This window comes from Sphingobium amiense, from assembly GCF_003967075.1.
Lineage (GTDB): Bacteria > Pseudomonadota > Alphaproteobacteria > Sphingomonadales > Sphingomonadaceae > Sphingobium > Sphingobium amiense.
This window is the reverse complement of sequence record NZ_AP018664.1, coordinates 2,911,593-2,928,126: the sequence shown is the minus strand read 5'-3', so window position 1 is coordinate 2,928,126 and position 16,534 is coordinate 2,911,593. Positions and strand designations below refer to the sequence as shown.

24 protein-coding genes are annotated in these 16,534 nt (G+C 63.8%); 23 read left to right on the top strand and 1 reads right to left on the bottom strand.

Annotated elements, in window-relative coordinates; translation table 11 throughout:
- Nucleotides 1–3 precede the first annotated feature (3 nt).
- Together SAMIE_RS14245 and SAMIE_RS14240 are read left to right on the top strand one after the other, a co-directional pair.
- On the top strand, nucleotides 4–315 hold the full coding sequence (locus SAMIE_RS14245; protein WP_066700960.1) for a hypothetical protein: 312 nt from the start codon (nucleotides 4–6) through the stop codon (nucleotides 313–315).
- 52 nt (nucleotides 316–367) lie between these two features.
- Nucleotides 368–1,033, top strand: a complete 666-nt coding sequence (locus SAMIE_RS14240) for a murein L,D-transpeptidase catalytic domain family protein (protein ID WP_066700959.1) — start codon at nucleotides 368–370, stop codon at nucleotides 1,031–1,033.
- A 42-nt stretch (nucleotides 1,034–1,075) separates the two neighbouring features.
- Here SAMIE_RS14240 and SAMIE_RS14235 read toward each other — a convergent pair whose 3' ends face one another.
- Complete coding sequence (locus SAMIE_RS14235) at nucleotides 1,076–3,367, bottom strand: putative bifunctional diguanylate cyclase/phosphodiesterase (protein ID WP_066700958.1); 2,292 nt, start codon at nucleotides 3,365–3,367, stop codon at nucleotides 1,076–1,078.
- A 335-nt stretch (nucleotides 3,368–3,702) separates the two neighbouring features.
- Here SAMIE_RS14235 and rpsL point away from each other — a divergent pair, with 335 nt between their 5' ends.
- The 21 genes from rpsL (at nucleotide 3,703) to rplF (ending at nucleotide 16,534) form a co-directional block, all read left to right on the top strand.
- Nucleotides 3,703–4,074: a 30S ribosomal protein S12 gene (gene rpsL / locus SAMIE_RS14230; protein ID WP_007686591.1), complete on the top strand. Its 372-nt coding sequence runs from the start codon at nucleotides 3,703–3,705 to the stop codon at nucleotides 4,072–4,074.
- An 18-nt stretch (nucleotides 4,075–4,092) separates the two neighbouring features.
- On the top strand, nucleotides 4,093–4,563 hold the full coding sequence (gene rpsG, locus SAMIE_RS14225; RefSeq protein ID WP_021227559.1) for a 30S ribosomal protein S7: 471 nt from the start codon (nucleotides 4,093–4,095) through the stop codon (nucleotides 4,561–4,563).
- Nucleotides 4,564–4,724: 161 nt separating this feature from the next.
- Entirely contained in the window at nucleotides 4,725–6,818 is a 2,094-nt protein-coding gene (fusA, locus tag SAMIE_RS14220; protein WP_066700957.1) for an elongation factor G, read from the top strand.
- A 137-nt stretch (nucleotides 6,819–6,955) separates the two neighbouring features.
- A complete protein-coding gene (gene tuf, locus SAMIE_RS14215) occupies nucleotides 6,956–8,146 on the top strand; it encodes an elongation factor Tu (protein WP_066700956.1) in 1,191 nt (396 codons plus the stop codon).
- A 205-nt stretch (nucleotides 8,147–8,351) separates the two neighbouring features.
- Complete coding sequence (gene rpsJ / locus SAMIE_RS14210; protein WP_007686587.1) at nucleotides 8,352–8,660, top strand: 30S ribosomal protein S10; 309 nt, start codon at nucleotides 8,352–8,354, stop codon at nucleotides 8,658–8,660.
- Between the two features lie 293 nt (nucleotides 8,661–8,953).
- Nucleotides 8,954–9,709 (top strand): 50S ribosomal protein L3, encoded by a 756-nt coding sequence (gene rplC / locus SAMIE_RS14205; protein ID WP_066700955.1) that lies wholly within the window; start codon nucleotides 8,954–8,956, stop codon nucleotides 9,707–9,709.
- Nucleotides 9,710–9,712: 3 nt separating this feature from the next.
- Nucleotides 9,713–10,336: a 50S ribosomal protein L4 gene (gene rplD, locus SAMIE_RS14200; protein WP_066700954.1), complete on the top strand. Its 624-nt coding sequence runs from the start codon at nucleotides 9,713–9,715 to the stop codon at nucleotides 10,334–10,336.
- On the top strand, nucleotides 10,329–10,646 hold the full coding sequence (locus tag SAMIE_RS14195) for a 50S ribosomal protein L23 (protein WP_066700953.1): 318 nt from the start codon (nucleotides 10,329–10,331) through the stop codon (nucleotides 10,644–10,646). Before rplD ends, SAMIE_RS14195 begins: the two co-directional genes overlap by 8 nt.
- 2 nt (nucleotides 10,647–10,648) lie before the next feature.
- Nucleotides 10,649–11,485, top strand: coding sequence for a 50S ribosomal protein L2 (gene rplB / locus SAMIE_RS14190; protein WP_066700952.1), 837 nt, complete (start codon nucleotides 10,649–10,651; stop codon nucleotides 11,483–11,485).
- A gap of 5 nt (nucleotides 11,486–11,490) precedes the next feature.
- Nucleotides 11,491–11,769: a 30S ribosomal protein S19 gene (gene rpsS / locus SAMIE_RS14185; protein WP_066700951.1), complete on the top strand. Its 279-nt coding sequence runs from the start codon at nucleotides 11,491–11,493 to the stop codon at nucleotides 11,767–11,769.
- Complete coding sequence (gene rplV, locus SAMIE_RS14180) at nucleotides 11,769–12,155, top strand: 50S ribosomal protein L22 (RefSeq protein ID WP_004208717.1); 387 nt, start codon at nucleotides 11,769–11,771, stop codon at nucleotides 12,153–12,155. Before rpsS ends, rplV begins: the two co-directional genes overlap by 1 nt.
- 4 nt (nucleotides 12,156–12,159) lie before the next feature.
- On the top strand, nucleotides 12,160–12,855 hold the full coding sequence (gene rpsC, locus SAMIE_RS14175; protein ID WP_066700950.1) for a 30S ribosomal protein S3: 696 nt from the start codon (nucleotides 12,160–12,162) through the stop codon (nucleotides 12,853–12,855).
- 21 nt (nucleotides 12,856–12,876) lie between these two features.
- Nucleotides 12,877–13,308, top strand: coding sequence for a 50S ribosomal protein L16 (gene rplP, locus SAMIE_RS14170; protein WP_066700949.1), 432 nt, complete (start codon nucleotides 12,877–12,879; stop codon nucleotides 13,306–13,308).
- A gap of 3 nt (nucleotides 13,309–13,311) precedes the next feature.
- Complete coding sequence (gene rpmC / locus SAMIE_RS14165; RefSeq protein ID WP_066700948.1) at nucleotides 13,312–13,515, top strand: 50S ribosomal protein L29; 204 nt, start codon at nucleotides 13,312–13,314, stop codon at nucleotides 13,513–13,515.
- Nucleotides 13,516–13,530: 15 nt separating this feature from the next.
- Nucleotides 13,531–13,794, top strand: a complete 264-nt coding sequence (gene rpsQ / locus SAMIE_RS14160; protein WP_066700947.1) for a 30S ribosomal protein S17 — start codon at nucleotides 13,531–13,533, stop codon at nucleotides 13,792–13,794.
- Nucleotides 13,795–13,985: 191 nt separating this feature from the next.
- A complete protein-coding gene (gene rplN, locus SAMIE_RS14155) occupies nucleotides 13,986–14,354 on the top strand; it encodes a 50S ribosomal protein L14 (protein ID WP_066700946.1) in 369 nt (122 codons plus the stop codon).
- Nucleotides 14,354–14,665 (top strand): 50S ribosomal protein L24, encoded by a 312-nt coding sequence (gene rplX, locus SAMIE_RS14150; RefSeq protein ID WP_066700945.1) that lies wholly within the window; start codon nucleotides 14,354–14,356, stop codon nucleotides 14,663–14,665. The genes rplN and rplX overlap by 1 nt, the downstream gene beginning before the upstream one ends.
- Nucleotides 14,665–15,237, top strand: coding sequence for a 50S ribosomal protein L5 (gene rplE, locus SAMIE_RS14145; RefSeq protein WP_066700944.1), 573 nt, complete (start codon nucleotides 14,665–14,667; stop codon nucleotides 15,235–15,237). Before rplX ends, rplE begins: the two co-directional genes overlap by 1 nt.
- Nucleotides 15,238–15,287: 50 nt before the next feature.
- On the top strand, nucleotides 15,288–15,593 hold the full coding sequence (rpsN, locus tag SAMIE_RS14140; protein ID WP_007707881.1) for a 30S ribosomal protein S14: 306 nt from the start codon (nucleotides 15,288–15,290) through the stop codon (nucleotides 15,591–15,593).
- 12 nt (nucleotides 15,594–15,605) lie between these two features.
- Nucleotides 15,606–16,001 carry a 30S ribosomal protein S8 gene (rpsH, locus tag SAMIE_RS14135; RefSeq protein WP_066700943.1) on the top strand — a complete coding sequence of 132 codons (396 nt, stop codon included), beginning with the start codon at nucleotides 15,606–15,608 and terminating at the stop codon, nucleotides 15,999–16,001.
- A complete protein-coding gene (gene rplF, locus SAMIE_RS14130; protein ID WP_066700942.1) occupies nucleotides 16,001–16,534 on the top strand; it encodes a 50S ribosomal protein L6 in 534 nt (177 codons plus the stop codon). Before rpsH ends, rplF begins: the two co-directional genes overlap by 1 nt.

The following is a 16,534-nucleotide window of genomic DNA, read 5'->3' as shown; positions in this document are numbered from 1 at the left end:
TCCATGCGCAAAATCGCCCTCATTGCCCTTGCCGGCACGCTGATCCTCGCTGCCTGCGGCAAGAAGGAGGAAGAGGCGCCTGCGACCAACAATCTGGTCGAGCCGCCGGTCGAAAATTTCATCGTCGACGAACCCGACGCGCCGCTGCCCGAACCGCAGAACAACGCCGCCGCGACTCCGGCCGCGCCGCCGCCATCCGTGTCGGAACAGCAGCAGATTCTCGACGATGCCGAAGCGACCGGCATGACGGCCCGGCTGCCCGAAGGCGGCGAACAGAGCCAGCCTGCGGACGAGGCGAGCAGGACAGGCGAATGAAGGCCGCCGCCCCGGTCTTCAAACAGAGCGCAGCATTTGTTATACGGCGGTCATGGATCGCCGCAATTTTACGAAGTTCGCTTTAAGCGGACTCGCCTTTTCGTTTCTGTCGGACAGCATGGGTCGCGCCGCTCTGCCGACGATGGCTGAACCCGCCAGTCTGGCTCCGGTTCCCGCCACGCCGAAGGCCGTCGCCGCCAAGCCCTACGCGCCGCTGCTGGAGCGGGCTAAGGCCGCGCTCGACAATCACGCGCATCATTTCGAACTGCGCGACAGGGTCGCCATCGTCGATTTCGATGCGCCCTCACGCGATATGCGGATGCACATCGTCGATCTCATCGGCGGGCAGACGAGCAGCTATCTGGTCTCGCACGGTCGCGGCTCCGATCCCGCCCATTCCGGCTGGCTGCACAGCTTTTCCAACGAACCCAATTCGCTGGCCAGCAGTCAGGGCGCGTTCAAGACCGGCGACATGTATTTCGGGCAGCATGGCCGCTCGATGCGCCTCATCGGTCTCGATCCGCAGAACAGCAATGCGGAGACCCGCGCCATCGTCATCCACGGCGCCGACTATGTAAGTGAGGATCATGTCGCCGCATGGGGCAAGTGCGGCCGGTCCGAAGGCTGCTTCGCCGTCGCGCCGCATCTGGTGCCGCAGGTTCTGGGCATGATGGGGCCGGGACGGATGCTCTACGCCGACCGCATCGGTAACGCCTGACCGGCAGACGGCAGGATCGGTCCTGCAGCTAGGATGCGCCGATCAGCGCCGGGCCACCTGCGCCGCGCGCAGCATCGTCTCGGCGGCGGCGGGAGAAACCGCCGGGCTGAAATGGAATCCCTGGCCGACATGGCACCCGCCCGCGCGCAGATAGTCCACCTGCTGCGGCGTCTCGACGCCTTCGGCCACCGTCCTGATCCCAAGGCTGTAAGCCAGATTCAGCACCGCCCGCACGATGGCGGCGTCGTCCGGATCGGTTTCGAGATCGCGCACGAACTGGCGGTCGATCTTGATGACGTCGATCGGAAACTGCTTGAGGTGGGATAACGAGGCATAGCCGGTGCCGAAATCGTCCAGCGCGATGGCGATGCCCTGACCGCTCAGGCGCTTGAGCGTGCGCGCCACACGATCCGCGTTACGGCCCAGAAACACCGATTCGGTAACTTCCAGTTCGATGGTGGATGTCGGGAGGCCCGCTTCATTCAGGCGGTCGAGCAGGCGGTCGTGGAATCCGCTGTCGTCGAGGTCCGCGCCTGACAGGTTGATCGCGACATGGCCGACATCGAGGCCGCCCGCCCGCCAGCGCGCGCAATCGCGCACGATGTGGCGGATCATCTGGTCGGTGATGGCGGGGCCGAGTTCGGGATGTTCGAAGGCGGCGGCGATGTCGCACGGCATGACGATGCCGCCGCCGGGTGTTGGGGAGCGGAACAGCGCTTCGAACCCTATGATGGCGCCGCTGTCGAGCGCGACCTTGGGCTGATACCAGGCGCAGGCGGCGTCGCGCGCCAGCAGGTCGCGCGCCCGGTCCAGCATCGCCACTTCGCTTTGCCAGTGGGTCAGCAGTTCCGGCCCGAACAGGGTCGCGCGGCCCCGGCCATTATCCTTCGCGTCATAGAGCGCGATGTCGGCATGTTTGATGAGCGAGGCGCTGTCCCGTCCGTGATCGGGAAACATTGCCACGCCGATGCTGGCGCGGCAGTCGATCGGGCGGCCATCGTGGCTGAAGGGCGCATGGAGATGCTCGGTAATGCGCGCCAGCAGCGGGTGAAGCGCCCGCGCGCCCGTCAGCCGGGTCAGCAGCACCGCGAATTCGTCGCCGCCCATCCGGGCGATCAGGTCGCCCGGCCGTAACGCGTCGCGCAGCCGTTCGGCCACGGCGCACAGCAGCGCGTCACCGGCGGCGTGCCCCGCCGTATCGTTGACGCGCTTGAATTCGTCGAGGTCGATCAGCAGCACGGCGGCATGGCTGGCCCTCCGGCTCCCCCCGCCGGGACGCGTCGTCGCCTCGTCCAGCGCTTTCAGGAAATGGGTGCGGTTGGCAAGGCCGGTAAGGGCGTCGGTCATCGCCTGCCGTTCCAGATGCCGCTCGGCCGCCTTGCGGTCCGTAATATCGACGACACTGGTCATGAAGCAGGTTTCGCCGTCGATCATGACCGGCCGGGAAGACAGCAGCGCGTTGCGGATCGCCCCGTCGCCGCGACGCAGGCGGCATTCGAAATTGTCGATGGCTTCTTCGCGCAGCAGGTGATGGACCAGCGCGCTCCGCTCCGCCGCGTCGACATAGCACTGGTCAGCGCTGGCCAGCACGGTGGCTGCGCCCCCGCCATAGGCTTCCTGCGCCGCGCGATTCTGCCGGACGATGCTGCCATCCTTGCGCGTGACGAGCAGGGGCAGCGGAACCGCCATGAACATGCGCTCCAGCGTATCGCGGCCCGTGGCCAGCGCATCCTGCGCCCTGCGCGCGGCGTGCATGGCCACCCATTCCTGCCGTTGCAGGCGATTGCTGCGCACGACGGCGATGCACATGCCGCAGTGGAGGATGAGAAGCGCCATCGCCATGCCGGGCAGGGTGGCGGAATGGGGCGCGGGCGCGGCATAGCCCGTCAGCAGGATGAGCGCGCAGACGAGCCCGCCGCCCGCATTGCCGCGAAAGCTGGTCGGCACCACCAGATAGAAGACCAGCGGCAGCATGACGAGCACGAAGATCGCGATGTCGCTGCGCGAACTCACCAGAAAGGCGACGCCGATCGCCGTCACCACCTGCCAGACCGCGCACAGCCGCACGAGCGCGGGGAAGGTCGTGACCCGGCGGCAGAGATACAGACATGCGAGCGACCAGACCACGATGGCGACGCGCGCGGGCACGGCGACCCAGAAATGCGGCGTTCCGGCAAAGCGCCAGTCGCTGATGAGGAACAGGGCGTTGAGCAGGACGGACAGCAGGAAGAGGCGGCGTGCGTGGCGGCACGACTCGGGCACGCGCTCTGCCTGGAAGGCCGCCTCCCGTTCACGGCTGCGGAATTCGCCGGTAAAGGTAGAAATGTCAGTCACATCGTGTCCGGGCTGAGGAGAGGCCGTATTACCGGAATCGCCGTTACGATTTTCCTAACCACGAAGGCTTCCGGCGGGGAAAAGCGGAAGGGCGGGGGCGGGTTGACCCTGTGGGCGCGCGTCGCTATAGGCGCGGCTGCCCAGCGGCCTGCCGTGCGAAGACTCGTCTCCCTGCGACTATCGGCTGAGCGACATTAGAGCTGAACATTGCCGGGTGCTCTTGCGGCTCCAGGGGGCTTTCACGCCCACCGGGGCCTTTGCTGTTTGGCGGAATCTCCGTCAGGCCGCACAGACGCGGGAATGCCGGTAAAGTAACTGAAAAGGTGAAGGGCTTCATGCCAACGATCAACCAGCTGGTCCGCAAGGGCCGCGAATTGCAGAAGACCAAGTCCAAGGTCCCTGCCATGGAAGCGAACCCGCAGAAGCGCGGCGTTTGCACCCGCGTCTACACGACGACCCCGAAGAAGCCGAACTCGGCGCTCCGCAAGGTGGCGAAGGTGCGTCTGGTCAACCAGCGCGAAGTCATCACCTATATTCCGGGTGAAGGCCACAATCTTCAGGAGCACTCGGTCGTGCTGATCCGTGGCGGCCGCGTTCGCGACCTTCCCGGTGTGCGTTACCACGTGCTGCGCGGCGTTCTGGATACCCAGGGCGTCAAGGACCGCAAGCAGAGCCGTTCCAAATACGGCGCGAAGCGTCCGAAGTAAGAAGGGGAGACCAGAAACATGTCACGTCGTCGTCGCCCCGAAAAGCGCGTTATCCTGCCGGACCCCAAGTTCGGCGACATCGTGCTGTCGAAGTTCATGAACAGCATCATGCAGGACGGCAAGAAAGCCGTTGCCGAATCGATCGTCTATGGCGCTCTCGAAACCGTCGAGACCCGCGCCAAGAAGGATCCGATCGGCATGTTCCACGATGCGCTGAACAATGTGAAGCCGGGCATCGAGGTCCGCAGCCGCCGCGTCGGCGGTGCGACCTATCAGGTTCCCGTCGAAGTGCGTCCCGAACGCGCGCAGGCGCTGGCCATCCGCTGGCTCATCACCGCCGCGCGCAACCGCAGCGAAACCACGATGGCCGCGCGCCTGTCGGGCGAGCTGCTGGACGCTGCCAACAACCGCGGCAATGCGGTCAAGAAGCGCGAAGACACGCACCGCATGGCGGAAGCGAACCGCGCCTTCTCGCACTATCGCTGGTAAGGGGCATGGCGGGCGCCTATATGTCCGCCATCCCAATCAGGTTCCTAAAAGTCGGTCCGTTCGTCAGGGGTGCTACCCATGGCGGACGGATTGGTTTAGGGGCCACGCGCACATCCTAAACGAATCCCCAACCGCCGGCGCGCCGGCAACGGAGAAGCATCATGGCCCGCAGCCATCCGCTCGAACGCTATCGTAACTTCGGCATCATGGCCCACATCGACGCCGGCAAGACCACCACGACCGAGCGTATCCTTTACTATACCGGCAAGTCCTACAAGATCGGCGAAGTCCATGACGGCGCCGCCACGATGGACTGGATGGAGCAGGAGCAGGAGCGCGGGATCACGATCACGTCGGCTGCGACCACCTGTGTGTGGAAAGCCGATGAGGGCAAGGGGCTTGAGCACCGGCTGAACATCATCGACACCCCCGGCCACGTCGACTTCACCATCGAAGTCGAGCGTTCGCTGCGCGTGCTCGACGGCGCGGTCGCTGCGTTCGACGGCGTTGCGGGCGTGGAGCCGCAGTCGGAAACGGTGTGGCGTCAGGCGGACAAGTACAAGGTGCCGCGGATGTGCTTCATCAACAAGCTCGACCGCACCGGCGCCAATTTCTATTATTGCGTGCAGACGATCATCGACCGTCTGGGCGCGACCCCGGCCGTTCTCTATCTGCCCATCGGCGCGGAAAGCGACTTCAAGGGTCTGGTCGATCTGGTCAACGATCGCGCGATCATCTGGAAGGATGAGAATCTCGGCGCCGAGTTCACCTATGAAGCGATCCCCGACGATCTCGCCGACAAGGCCGCCGAATATCGCGAAAAGCTGATCGAACTGGCCGTCGAGCAGGACGACGAGGCGATGGAAGCCTATCTGGAAGGCAACCTGCCCGACACCGCGACGCTGAAGGCGCTGATCCGCAAGGGCACGCTGAACCAGTCGTTCGTGCCCGTGCTGTGCGGTTCGGCGTTCAAGAACAAGGGCGTGCAGCCGCTGCTCGACGCCGTTGTCGACTATCTGCCTTCGCCGCTCGACATTCCCGACGTGCAGGGCATCAACCCCGACACCGAGGAACCCGACAGCCGCGCGACGGCGGACGACGCGCCCTTCTCGGGCCTTGCGTTCAAGATCATGAACGACCCGTTCGTGGGTTCGCTCACCTTCCTGCGCGTCTATTCGGGCACCCTGACCAAGGGCACCTATCTGAACTCGGTCAAGGACAAGAAGGAAAAGGTCGGCCGCATGCTGCTGATGCATGCGAACAGCCGCGAGGACATCGACACGGCCTATGCCGGCGACATCGTCGCGCTGGCCGGCATGAAGGAAACCACCACCGGTGACACGCTGTGCGCCGAGCGCCAGCCGATCATTCTGGAGCGGATGGAATTTCCCGAGCCGGTCATCGAACTGTCGGTGGAGCCCAAGACCAAGGCCGACCAGGAAAAGATGGGCGTCGCGCTCAACCGTCTGGCCGCCGAAGATCCCTCGTTCCGCGTCTCGACCGATCACGAATCGGGCCAGACCATCATCAAGGGCATGGGCGAACTTCACCTCGAAATCCTCGTCGACCGCATGAAGCGCGAGTTCAAGGTCGAGGCGAATGTCGGCGCGCCGCAGGTGGCCTATCGCGAATATCTCAAGAAGCCGGTCGATGTCGACTACACCCACAAGAAGCAGTCGGGCGGCACCGGCCAGTTCGGCCGCATCAAGGTGAAGCTGACGCCGGGCGAACGCGGTGCGGGCATCATCTTCAAGGATGAGATCAAGGGCGGCAATATTCCCAAGGAATATATCCCCGCGATCGAAAAGGGCATGCGCGAAACCGCCGCCACCGGCTCGCTGATCGGCTTCCCGATCATCGACTTCGAAATCCTGCTCTACGACGGCGCCTATCACGACGTCGACTCGTCGGCGCTGGCGTTCGAAATCACCGGCCGCGCCGCGATGCGCGAAGCGGCGCAGAAGGCGGGCATCACCCTGCTGGAGCCGGTCATGAAGGTCGAGGTCGTCACCCCGGAGGAATATCTGGGCGACGTCATCGGCGACATGAACAGCCGCCGCGGCCAGATCCAGGGCACCGACACCCGCGGCAACGCGCAGGTGGTCGAAGCCATGGTGCCGCTGGCCAACATGTTCGGCTATGTGAACTCGCTGCGTTCGTTCACCCAGGGGCGTGCGAACTACTCGATGATCTTCTCGCACTATGACGAAGTGCCGCAGAATGTGGCGGACGAAGTCAAGGCGAAGATGGCCTGACGACTTTCCCCGGCCGGGCCGTGCGAACGGCTCGGTTAGGGGCTGGTAATCTCGAAATTTGCTGCTATGGACGCGCCTTCGCGAGGCGCGGCCGAGCGGTCAGACCAAAGCTGATTTTGATTAGAAGGTAGGATAAAATGGCTAAGGCTAAGTTTGAGCGGAACAAGCCGCACTGCAACATCGGCACCATCGGTCACGTCGACCATGGCAAGACCTCGCTGACCGCAGCGATCACCAAGGTGCTGGCCGAAACCGGCGGCGCGACCTTCGTCGATTACGCCAACATCGACAAGGCTCCCGAAGAGCGCGAACGCGGCATCACCATCTCGACCGCGCACGTCGAGTATGAGACCGAAGCGCGCCACTATGCGCACGTCGACTGCCCCGGCCACGCCGACTACGTCAAGAACATGATCACCGGTGCCGCCCAGATGGACGGCGCGATCCTGGTCGTGTCCGCCACCGACGGCCCGATGCCCCAGACCCGTGAGCACATCCTGCTCGCCCGTCAGGTCGGCGTGCCGCAGCTCGTCGTGTTCATGAACAAGGTCGACCTCGTCGACGACGCCGAAATCCTCGAGCTGGTCGAGCTGGAAATCCGCGAACTGCTCAGCAGCTACGATTTCGACGGCGACAACATCCCCGTCATCCCCGGTTCGGCCGTGAAGGCGCTGGACGGTTCGAACGACGAAATCGGCAAGAACGCCGTTCTCAAGCTGATGGCTGCCGTCGACGAATTCATTCCGCAGCCCGAGCGTCCCGTCGACAAGGCGTTCCTGATGCCGATCGAAGACGTGTTCTCGATCTCGGGTCGCGGCACCGTCGTCACCGGCCGTGTCGAAACCGGCATCGTGAAGGTCGGTGAGGAAGTCGAGATCGTCGGCCTCAAGGACACTGCCAAGACCACCGTCACCGGCGTGGAAATGTTCCGCAAGCTGCTCGACGAAGGTCGCGCGGGCGACAATATCGGCGCGCTGGTTCGCGGCGTGAAGCGTGAGGAAGTCGAGCGCGGTCAGGTTCTGGCCAAGCCCGGCACCATCACCCCGCACACCGAATTCGACGCCGAAGTCTACGTGCTGTCGAAGGAAGAAGGCGGCCGTCACACGCCGTTCTTCGCCAACTATCGTCCGCAGTTCTACTTCCGCACCACCGACGTGACCGGCGAAGTGATCCTGCCCGAAGGCACCGAGATGGTCATGCCCGGCGACAACGTGAAGCTCGGCGTCAAGCTGATCGCCCCGATCGCCATGGACGCGGGTCTCCGCTTCGCCATCCGCGAAGGCGGCCGCACCGTGGGTGCAGGGGTTGTCGGCACGATCTCGAAGTAATATAGGCCCAGCGGCGCGGATCACCCGATTCGCGCCGCTCGGTTTTTTCAACCGCCTCGGATCGCCTTTCTCCGGCTTCCAAAAAGCTAGAAGGGCAAGAAGAGGCGGATATTTTTTGTGAGCGCATTTTTACAAATCAACGGCTGCTCCGGCTGATTTTTGAAAATGCGTGGGTTTTTGGCTCTTTCGCATCGGTACAGGAATTATGGACAGCAACATCCGCATTCGCCTCAAGGCGTTCGATCATCGCGTGCTCGATCAGGCGACCGGCGACATCGCCGACACCGCCCGCCGCACCGGCGCCCTCATCCGCGGTCCGATTCCCCTGCCGACGCGCATCGAGAAGTTCACGGTCAACCGTGGCCCGCACATCGACAAGAAGTCGCGCGAGCAGTTCGAGGTCCGTACCTACAAGCGTATGCTTGACATTGTGCAGCCGACGCCGCAGACGGTCGACGCGCTGATGAAGCTGGATCTGGCTGCCGGCGTGAACGTGGAAATCAAGCTGGCCTGATCGCTGGCAAGTCCCTGCCACCCGCAAGGAGGGCAGGGTATCGGGCATTCCGGCCTCCTGTCTTCGGGTAGGGCCGGAAGCTCAAACGACACAAGGGATACCGCACGGCCGCTCCGGTGAACCGGTCAGGTCCGTGGTCTCTGGTCCCCCGTCGCCTTTCCCGAGAGGGATCGGCATCCAACCCTGACGGGGTGATCGCTATATTCGGGTTGGGCCGCGCGGGAGGAATCCCGAGCGGTTTTTTCGTTGGATACGCCCGCTGCTACGGCGGGCCTCTATGGGAGTAATCAGTGATGCGCACAGGCGTGATCGCTAAGAAAGTCGGGATGACCCGTCTGTTCCAGGAGGACGGACGTCATATACCGGTTACGGTTCTGGCCCTTGAGGGCAATCAGGTCGTGGCCCGCAAGGAAGTCGAGCGCGACGGCTATGTCGCGGTTCAGCTCGGCGCGGGCGTCGCGAAGGTCAAGAATGTCGCCAAGCCGCAGCGCGGTCACTTCGCCAAGGCGGAAGTGGAGCCGAAGGCGCGTCTGGTCGAATTCCGCGTCGCCGAGGATGCGCTCCTCGATGTCGGCGCCGAGATCGCGGCCGATCATTTCATCGCCGGCCAGTTGGTCGACGTCGCCGGTCACACCCAGGGTAAGGGCTTCGCCGGTGCCATGAAGCGCTGGGGCTTCGGGGGCATGCGCGCCACCCATGGCGTGTCGATCAGCCACCGTGCCCACGGTTCGACCGGTAACCGCCAGGACCCGGGCCGCGTCTTCAAGAACAAGAAGATGGCCGGCCACATGGGCGACCGTGAGCGGACCCAGCAGAATCTGGAGATCGTCCGCACCGACGTCGAGCGCGGCCTGCTGTTCGTCAAGGGCAGCGTTCCGGGCGCCAAGGGCACCTGGCTCACCGTCTCCGACGCCGTCAAGGTGAAGCGCCCGGCCGATGTGCCGTATCCGGCCAGCCTCAAGGCTGCTGCCAACAGCAACAATGGTCCGGCCGAGACGCCTGCTGAAGAAGCAGCCGCTCCCGAAGCGACCGAAGGCCAGGAGGGCTAAACCATGAAGGTCAATGTACAGACCCTCGACGCCGCAGCCGCCGGTGAGCTGGAGCTGAACGATGCCGTGTTCGGTATCGAGCCTCGCACCGACATCCTGCACCGCGTCGTCACCTGGCAGCTTGAAAAGCGCCGCGCTCCCGCCCGCGCCACCCGCGAGCGTTCGGACGTGGCCCGCACGGGCAAGAAGTTCGGTCGTCAGAAAGGCGGCGGCACCGCCCGTCACGGCGATCGCAAGGCGCCGATCTTTATCGGCGGCGGTAAGGCGCACGGCGCCCGCGCCCGCGACTTCGGTCACGACCTCAACAAGAAGGTGCGTGCGCTGGGTCTCAAGATGGCGCTGTCGGCCAAGGCCAAGGACGGTTCGCTGATCGTCCTCGACAATCTCGACGTGGCGGAAGGCAAGACCAAGGCTCTGGTCGCGCACCTCGCCAAGCTGAACCTGAACAAGGCGCTGTTCATCGACGGCGACGCCGTGAACGTCAGCTTTGCGAAGGCTTCGGCGAACATCGTCGGCGTGGACCTGCTGCCTGCCGTTGGCGCCAACGTCTACGACATCCTTAAGGCGGATTCGCTGGTGCTGACGCGCGCCGCGGTCGAAAAGCTGGAGGCGCGTTTCAATGGCTAAGAAAGAAGCCGCGACCGTGGACAACCGTCATTACGACGTGATTGTCTCGCCGGTCATCACCGAGAAGTCGACGCTTCTCTCCGAGAACAACGCCTACGTCTTCAAGGTCGCCAACGACGCGTCCAAGCCGGAGATCAAGGCCGCGATTGAGGCTCTCTGGGGCAAGACCGTCGTCAGCGTGAACACGCTGGTCGCCAAGGGCAAGACGAAGCGCTGGAAGGGCAAGCCCTACAAGCGCAGCGACGTGAAGAAGGCGATCGTTCGTCTGGCCGAAGGTCAGTCGATCGACATCACCGAAGGAGTGCGCTGATCATGGCGCTTAAGAGCTACAACCCGACCAGCCCCGCCCAGCGCGGCCTGATCCTCGTCGACAAGTCGAGCCTGCACAAGGGCAAGCCCGTCAAGGCGCTGACCGAAGGCAAGCGCAAGACCGGCGGGCGCAACAACAAGGGTCATGTGACCTCGCGCGGCATCGCGGGCGGTCACAAGCAGCGCTATCGCATCATCGACTTCAAGCGTCGCCTGTGGGACGTGGAAGGCACGGTCGAGCGTCTGGAATATGACCCCAACCGCACCGCCTTCATCGCGCTCGTCAACTATCCCGACGGCACCCAGGCCTATATCCTGGCTCCCCAGCGCCTCGCGCCGGGCGACAAGGTGATCGCGGGCAAGAAGACCGACGTGAAGCCGGGCAACGCGATGGAACTGGGCCAGATGCCGGTCGGCACCATCATCCACAATATCGAGATGAAGCCGGGCAAGGGCGGTCAGCTCTGCCGTTCGGCGGGCACCTATGCCCAGCTCGTCGGTCGCGATCGCGGCATGGTGATGGTCCGCCTGTCCTCGGGCGAGCAGCGCTACATCCGTTCGGACTGCATGGGCACCATTGGCGCCGTGTCGAACCCCGACAACGCCAACACCAACCTTGCCAAGGCCGGCCGTAACCGCTGGCTCGGCAAGCGCCCGCTGACGCGCGGCGTGGCGAAGAACCCGGTCGATCACCCGCACGGCGGTGGCGAAGGCCGGACCTCGGGCGGCCGTCATCCGGTGACCCCGTGGGGCAAGCCGACCAAGGGTGCCCGCACCCGCCACAACAAGGCGACGGACAAGTTCATCATCCGTAGCCGCCACGCGAAGAAGAAGAGGTAAGCGAGATGGCTCGTTCCGTCTGGAAAGGTCCGTTCGTGGACCTCAGCCTTCTGAAGAAGGCGGAAGTCGCCCAGGACGCCAATGGTCGCTCCGGTCCCATCAAGACCTGGTCGCGCCGTTCGACGATCCTGCCGCAGTTCGTCGGCCTGACGTTCAACGTCTATAACGGCCGCAAGCATGTTCCGGTGCTGGTGAACGAGGATATGGTGGGTCATAAGCTGGGCGAATTCGCCCCGACCCGCTACTTCCCCGGCCACGCCGCCGACAAGAAGGGCAAGCGCTGATGAGCAAGGAAAAGGCTCCCCGTCGCGTCGCCGACAATGAAGCGCTCGCCGTCGGCACGCAGATCCGCGGTTCGGCCCAGAAGCTGAACCTCGTCGCCACGCTCATCCGCGGCCGCAAGGTCGAGGACGCGCTGAACATCCTCGCTTTCTCCAAGAAGGCGATGGCGGTCGACGTGCGCAAGGTGCTGGCTTCGGCCATCGCCAACGCGGAAAACAATCACAATCTGGACGTCGACGCACTGGTCGTCGCGGAAGCATCGGTCGGCAAGAGCTTCACCCTGAAGCGCTTCCACGCCCGCGGCCGCGGCAAGTCGACCCGGATCCTCAAGCCCTTCAGCCGCGTGCGCATCGTCGTGCGTGAAGCTGGCGAAGAAGCGGAGGCTTAAGCACATGGGTCACAAGAGCAACCCGATCGGTCTGCGTCTGCAGATCAACCGCACCTGGGACAGCCGCTGGTTCGCGGAAGGCCAGGATTATGGCCGCCTTCTGCTGGAAGATCTCAAGATCCGCCAGTTCATCATGAAGACGCTGCCGCAGGCCGCGATTTCCAAGGTCGTGATCGAACGCCCGGCCAAGCTGTGCCGCGTGTCGATCTACGCCGCCCGCCCCGGTGTCATCATCGGCAAGAAGGGCGCGGACATCGAGAAGCTGCGCAAGAAGCTGGGCAGCCTGACCTCTTCGGACGTCAGCCTGAACATCGTCGAAATCCGCAAGCCGGAAATCGACTCCAAGCTCGTCGCGCAGGGCATTGCCGATCAGCTTGAGCGCCGCGTGGCGTTCCGCCGCGCCATGAAGCGCGCGGTGCAGTCGGCCCTGCGTCTGGGTGCCGAAGGCATCAAGATCACCTGCGGCGGCCGTCTGGGCGGCGCGGAGATCGCGCGCGTCGAATGGTATCGCGAAGGTCGCGTTCCGCTGCACACGCTGCGCGCGAACGTCGATTATGCCGAAGCCACGGCCCACACCGCCTATGGCGTGTGCGGCATCAAGGTGTGGATCTTTAAGGGCGAGATTCTCGGCCACGATCCGTTCGCCACCGACCGGCTGATGCTGGAGGCTCAGACCTCCGGTGTGCGCCCGGCGCGCTGAGAATAAGGTAGGTATAGCGTCATGCTGCAACCGAAGAAGATGAAGTTCCGCAAGGCCTTCAAGGGCAGGATCAAGGGCGACGCCAAGGGCGGTTCGGCCTTGAACTTCGGCTCTTACGGCCTCAAGGCTCTGGAACCCGAGCGCGTCACCGCCCGCCAGATCGAAGCGGCCCGCCGCGCGATCACCCGCCACATCCGCCGTCAGGGCCGGTTGTGGATCCGCGTGTTCCCCGACGTGCCGGTTTCCAAGAAGCCTGCCGAAGTCCGTCAGGGCAAGGGCAAGGGTTCGGTCGAATATTGGGCGGCCCGCGTAAAGCCCGGCCGCATCCTGTTCGAACTGGACGGCGTGCCCGGTCCGCTCGCAGCAGAGGCCTTCTCGCGCGCCGCGATGAAGCTGCCCATCAAGACGAAGGTCGTTGCCCGCCTCGGCGACACCTCGCACCTGGAGGGTTAAGCCGTGGCGAACGTCGCAGACCTCAAGACCAAGACGGACGACGAACTGTCGACCGAACTCAACAACCTGAAGCGCGAGCAGTTCAACCTGCGTTTTCAGGCGGCCACCAACCAGCTCGAAAAGCCGAGCCGGGTGCGTGAAGTCCGTCGGTCGATCGCGCAGATCAAGACCCTCCAGACCGAGCGTTCGCGCTCGGCTGCGAAGTAAGAAGGAAATCACACGATGCCCAAGCGCGTGCTGACGGGAACGGTGGTTTCCGACAAGACCGACAAGACGGTGGTGGTTCGTGTGGAGCGCAAGGTTAAGCATGCGCTCTACGGCAAGATCATCCGCCTGTCGAAAAAGTATCACGCCCATGACGAGGGCAATGTCTACAAGGAAGGCGAGACGGTCCGCATCGAGGAGACCGCCCCGATTTCCAAGCTCAAGACCTGGAAGGTCATCGAGCGCGTGGACACCCACAAGTCGCCGGAAGTCTCCCACTAAGGGAAGCCTTCCGGTCTTGTGACCGGTCGCCGATCCTTCAAGGATCGAAAAAGTTCGGACGCGGGCTGGCCTTTTCCCTTGGGAGGCGGTACAGGCCCGCGCTTCGCGCATTTCGATTCACCGGGTCGAACGCATGAATTCGGAACCGCCGGGAATTGCCCCGGTAGGCCAAATGAGAAGGAACCGGATCTATGATCCAGATGCAATCCAATCTTGACGTCGCTGACAACAGCGGCGCCAAGCGCGTCCAGTGCATCAAGGTGCTGGGCGGGTCGAAGCGCCGCTTCGCCGGCGTGGGCGACATCATCGTCGTCTCGATCAAGGAAGCCGCGCCGCGCGGCAAGGTGAAGAAGGGTGACGTGCACCGCGCCGTCATCGTCCGCACCGCCAAGGACATCCGCCGCGCCGACGGTTCGGTGATCCGCTTCGACGGCAACGCCGCCGTGCTGATCAACAAGAACCAGGAGCCGATCGGCACCCGTATCTTTGGCCCGGTCGTCCGTGAGCTGCGCGCGAAGCAGCACATGAAGATCATCAGCCTTGCGCCCGAGGTGCTGTAATGAGCGCTGCCAGAATCAAGAAGGGCGACACGGTCGTCGTCCTGGCCGGCAAGGACAAGGGCCGCACCGGCTCCGTCCTTCAGGTGATGCCGAAGGATGACAAGGTGCTCGTCGAGGGCATCAACATCCATGCGCGCCACCGCAAGCCCGACCAGTCGAACCCGCAGGGCGGCATCGACCGCAAGCCTGCGCCGCTCCACATTTCGAACGTGGCCGTGGCCGGCGCGGACGGCAAGCCGACCCGCGTCCGTTTCGAGGATCGCGACGGCAAGAAGGTCCGCGTGGCCGTCAAGTCCGGTGAGGTGCTGTAATGGCCGACAAATATACCCCGCGCTCCAAGGCGCTCTATGACGCCGAGATCGCCAAGGCGATGACCGAGAAGTTCGGTTACAAGAACGTCATGGAAGTCCCCCGGATCGAAAAGATCACGCTCAACATGGGTGTGGGCGAAGCGACCCAGGACAAGAAGAAGGTGACTTCGGCCGCCGAGGAAATGGAACTGATCGCCGGTCAGAAGCCGGTCATCACCAAGGCCCGCAAGTCGATTGCGCAGTTCAAGCTGCGTGAAGGCATGCCGATCGGCGCCAAGGTGACGCTGCGCCGCGAGCGCATGTATGAGTTTCTCGACCGCCTCATCAACGTCGCGCTCCCCCGCGTGCGCGACTTCCGTGGTCTGAACCCGAAGAGCTTCGATGGCCGTGGCAACTATGCCTTCGGTATCAAGGAGCAGATCATCTTCCCCGAGATCAACTATGACCGCATCGACAAGGTGCGCGGCATGGACATCATCGTGACCACCACGGCGAAGACGGACGATGAAGCGCGCGAGCTGCTGCGCCTCTTCGGCTTCCCCTTCCCGCTCGAAGAGAAGCAGGCGGCCTGAAACGGTCCCGCTTCTCTTCCATCAACTTTGCAAGGAAGAGAACTTAAGTCATGGCGAAACTGAGTTCGATCAACAAGAACGAGCGTCGCAAGAAGCTGGTGAAGAAATATGCCGGCCGCTATGCGAAGCTCAAGGCGATCGCGAATGATACCGCGGCCGACGACAGCGATCGTCTGATCGCGCGTCTGAAGATGGCGGAGATCCCCCGCAACGGCAATCCGACCCGTGTCCGGAACCGCTGCGAACTGACCGGGCGTCCCCGCGCTTATTACCGCAAATTCCGTCTCTGCCGCGTGCAGCTTCGTGATCTGGCCAACAAAGGCCTGATCCCCGGCGTCACCAAGTCGAGCTGGTAAGGATCATTTGAGATGGCATTGACCGATCCCCTGGGTGATATGCTCACCCGCATCCGCAACGGGCAGCAGGCGAAGAAGGATAGCGTGGTTTCCCCCGCGTCCAAGCTGCGCGCCCGCGTGCTCGACGTGCTCCAGCGCGAAGGCTATATCCGCGGCTATTCCGAGGAAGCCCTCGGCAAGCATGCCGGCCTCCGCATCGAGCTGAAATATTTCGAGGGCCAGCCGGCGATCAAGCATGTCGCCCGCGTGTCCAAGCCTGGCCGCCGCGTCTATTCGGGTTCCAAGGAACTTCCGGTGATCCGCAACGGCCTTGGCATCACCATTGTCTCGACGCCCAAGGGCGTTCTGTCCGACGCCGAAGCGCGCGAGCAGAATGTCGGCGGCGAAGTGCTGGCGGAGGTGTTCTGATGAGCCGCATCGGTAAAAAGCCGGTCGCGATCCCTGCCGGGGTCACAGCGACCATCGAAGGCGGGCAACTGTCGGTGAAGGGTCCCAAGGGCACCCTCGCAATGCCGCTGCGCGACGAGATCAGCTACACGCTGGAAAATGACGGCATCTCGGTGCAGCCGGCCAACAAGACCAAGCAGGCGCGCGCCTTCTGGGGCATGCAGCGCACGCTGGTCCAGAACCTCGTCACCGGCGTGACCGAGGGCTTCTCGAAGAAGCTGCTCATCACCGGTGTCGGCTATCGCGCCAATTCGCAGGGCAAGACGCTGAAGCTTCAGCTCGGCTATTCGCACGACGTCGATTTCGCGGTGCCTGAAGGCATCGAGATCAAGACCCCGGATAACACCACGGTCGAGATCAGCGGCATCGACAAGCAGAAGGTGGGCCAGGTGGCCGCCGAAATCCGTCGCTGGCGCAAGCCCGAACCCTATAAGGGCAAGGGCATCAAATATGACGGCGAGTTCATCTTCCGCAAGGAAGGGAAGAAGAAGTAA

Excerpts from the sequence above, each read along its gene's own strand:
- fusA (WP_066700957.1), top strand. The coding sequence starts at position 4,725 with ATGGCCCGCAGCCATCCGCTCGAACGCTATCGTAACTTCGGCATCATG.
- rpsL (WP_007686591.1), top strand. The coding sequence starts at position 3,703 with ATGCCAACGATCAACCAGCTGGTCCGCAAGGGCCGCGAATTGCAGAAG.
- rpsC (WP_066700950.1), top strand. The coding sequence starts at position 12,160 with ATGGGTCACAAGAGCAACCCGATCGGTCTGCGTCTGCAGATCAACCGC.
- rpsH (WP_066700943.1), top strand. The coding sequence starts at position 15,606 with ATGGCATTGACCGATCCCCTGGGTGATATGCTCACCCGCATCCGCAAC.
- rplV (WP_004208717.1), top strand. The coding sequence starts at position 11,769 with ATGAGCAAGGAAAAGGCTCCCCGTCGCGTCGCCGACAATGAAGCGCTC.
- SAMIE_RS14245 (WP_066700960.1), top strand. The coding sequence starts at position 4 with ATGCGCAAAATCGCCCTCATTGCCCTTGCCGGCACGCTGATCCTCGCT.
- rplX (WP_066700945.1), top strand. The coding sequence starts at position 14,354 with ATGAGCGCTGCCAGAATCAAGAAGGGCGACACGGTCGTCGTCCTGGCC.
- tuf (WP_066700956.1), top strand. The coding sequence starts at position 6,956 with ATGGCTAAGGCTAAGTTTGAGCGGAACAAGCCGCACTGCAACATCGGC.
- rplB (WP_066700952.1), top strand. The coding sequence starts at position 10,649 with ATGGCGCTTAAGAGCTACAACCCGACCAGCCCCGCCCAGCGCGGCCTG.
- rplD (WP_066700954.1), top strand. The coding sequence starts at position 9,713 with ATGAAGGTCAATGTACAGACCCTCGACGCCGCAGCCGCCGGTGAGCTG.
- rpsQ (WP_066700947.1), top strand. The coding sequence starts at position 13,531 with ATGCCCAAGCGCGTGCTGACGGGAACGGTGGTTTCCGACAAGACCGAC.
- rpsG (WP_021227559.1), top strand. The coding sequence starts at position 4,093 with ATGTCACGTCGTCGTCGCCCCGAAAAGCGCGTTATCCTGCCGGACCCC.
- SAMIE_RS14195 (WP_066700953.1), top strand. The coding sequence starts at position 10,329 with ATGGCTAAGAAAGAAGCCGCGACCGTGGACAACCGTCATTACGACGTG.
- rplF (WP_066700942.1), top strand. The coding sequence starts at position 16,001 with ATGAGCCGCATCGGTAAAAAGCCGGTCGCGATCCCTGCCGGGGTCACA.
- rpsJ (WP_007686587.1), top strand. The coding sequence starts at position 8,352 with ATGGACAGCAACATCCGCATTCGCCTCAAGGCGTTCGATCATCGCGTG.
- rplC (WP_066700955.1), top strand. The coding sequence starts at position 8,954 with ATGCGCACAGGCGTGATCGCTAAGAAAGTCGGGATGACCCGTCTGTTC.
- SAMIE_RS14240 (WP_066700959.1), top strand. The coding sequence starts at position 368 with ATGGATCGCCGCAATTTTACGAAGTTCGCTTTAAGCGGACTCGCCTTT.
- rplE (WP_066700944.1), top strand. The coding sequence starts at position 14,665 with ATGGCCGACAAATATACCCCGCGCTCCAAGGCGCTCTATGACGCCGAG.
- rplN (WP_066700946.1), top strand. The coding sequence starts at position 13,986 with ATGATCCAGATGCAATCCAATCTTGACGTCGCTGACAACAGCGGCGCC.
- rpsS (WP_066700951.1), top strand. The coding sequence starts at position 11,491 with ATGGCTCGTTCCGTCTGGAAAGGTCCGTTCGTGGACCTCAGCCTTCTG.
- rplP (WP_066700949.1), top strand. The coding sequence starts at position 12,877 with ATGCTGCAACCGAAGAAGATGAAGTTCCGCAAGGCCTTCAAGGGCAGG.
- rpsN (WP_007707881.1), top strand. The coding sequence starts at position 15,288 with ATGGCGAAACTGAGTTCGATCAACAAGAACGAGCGTCGCAAGAAGCTG.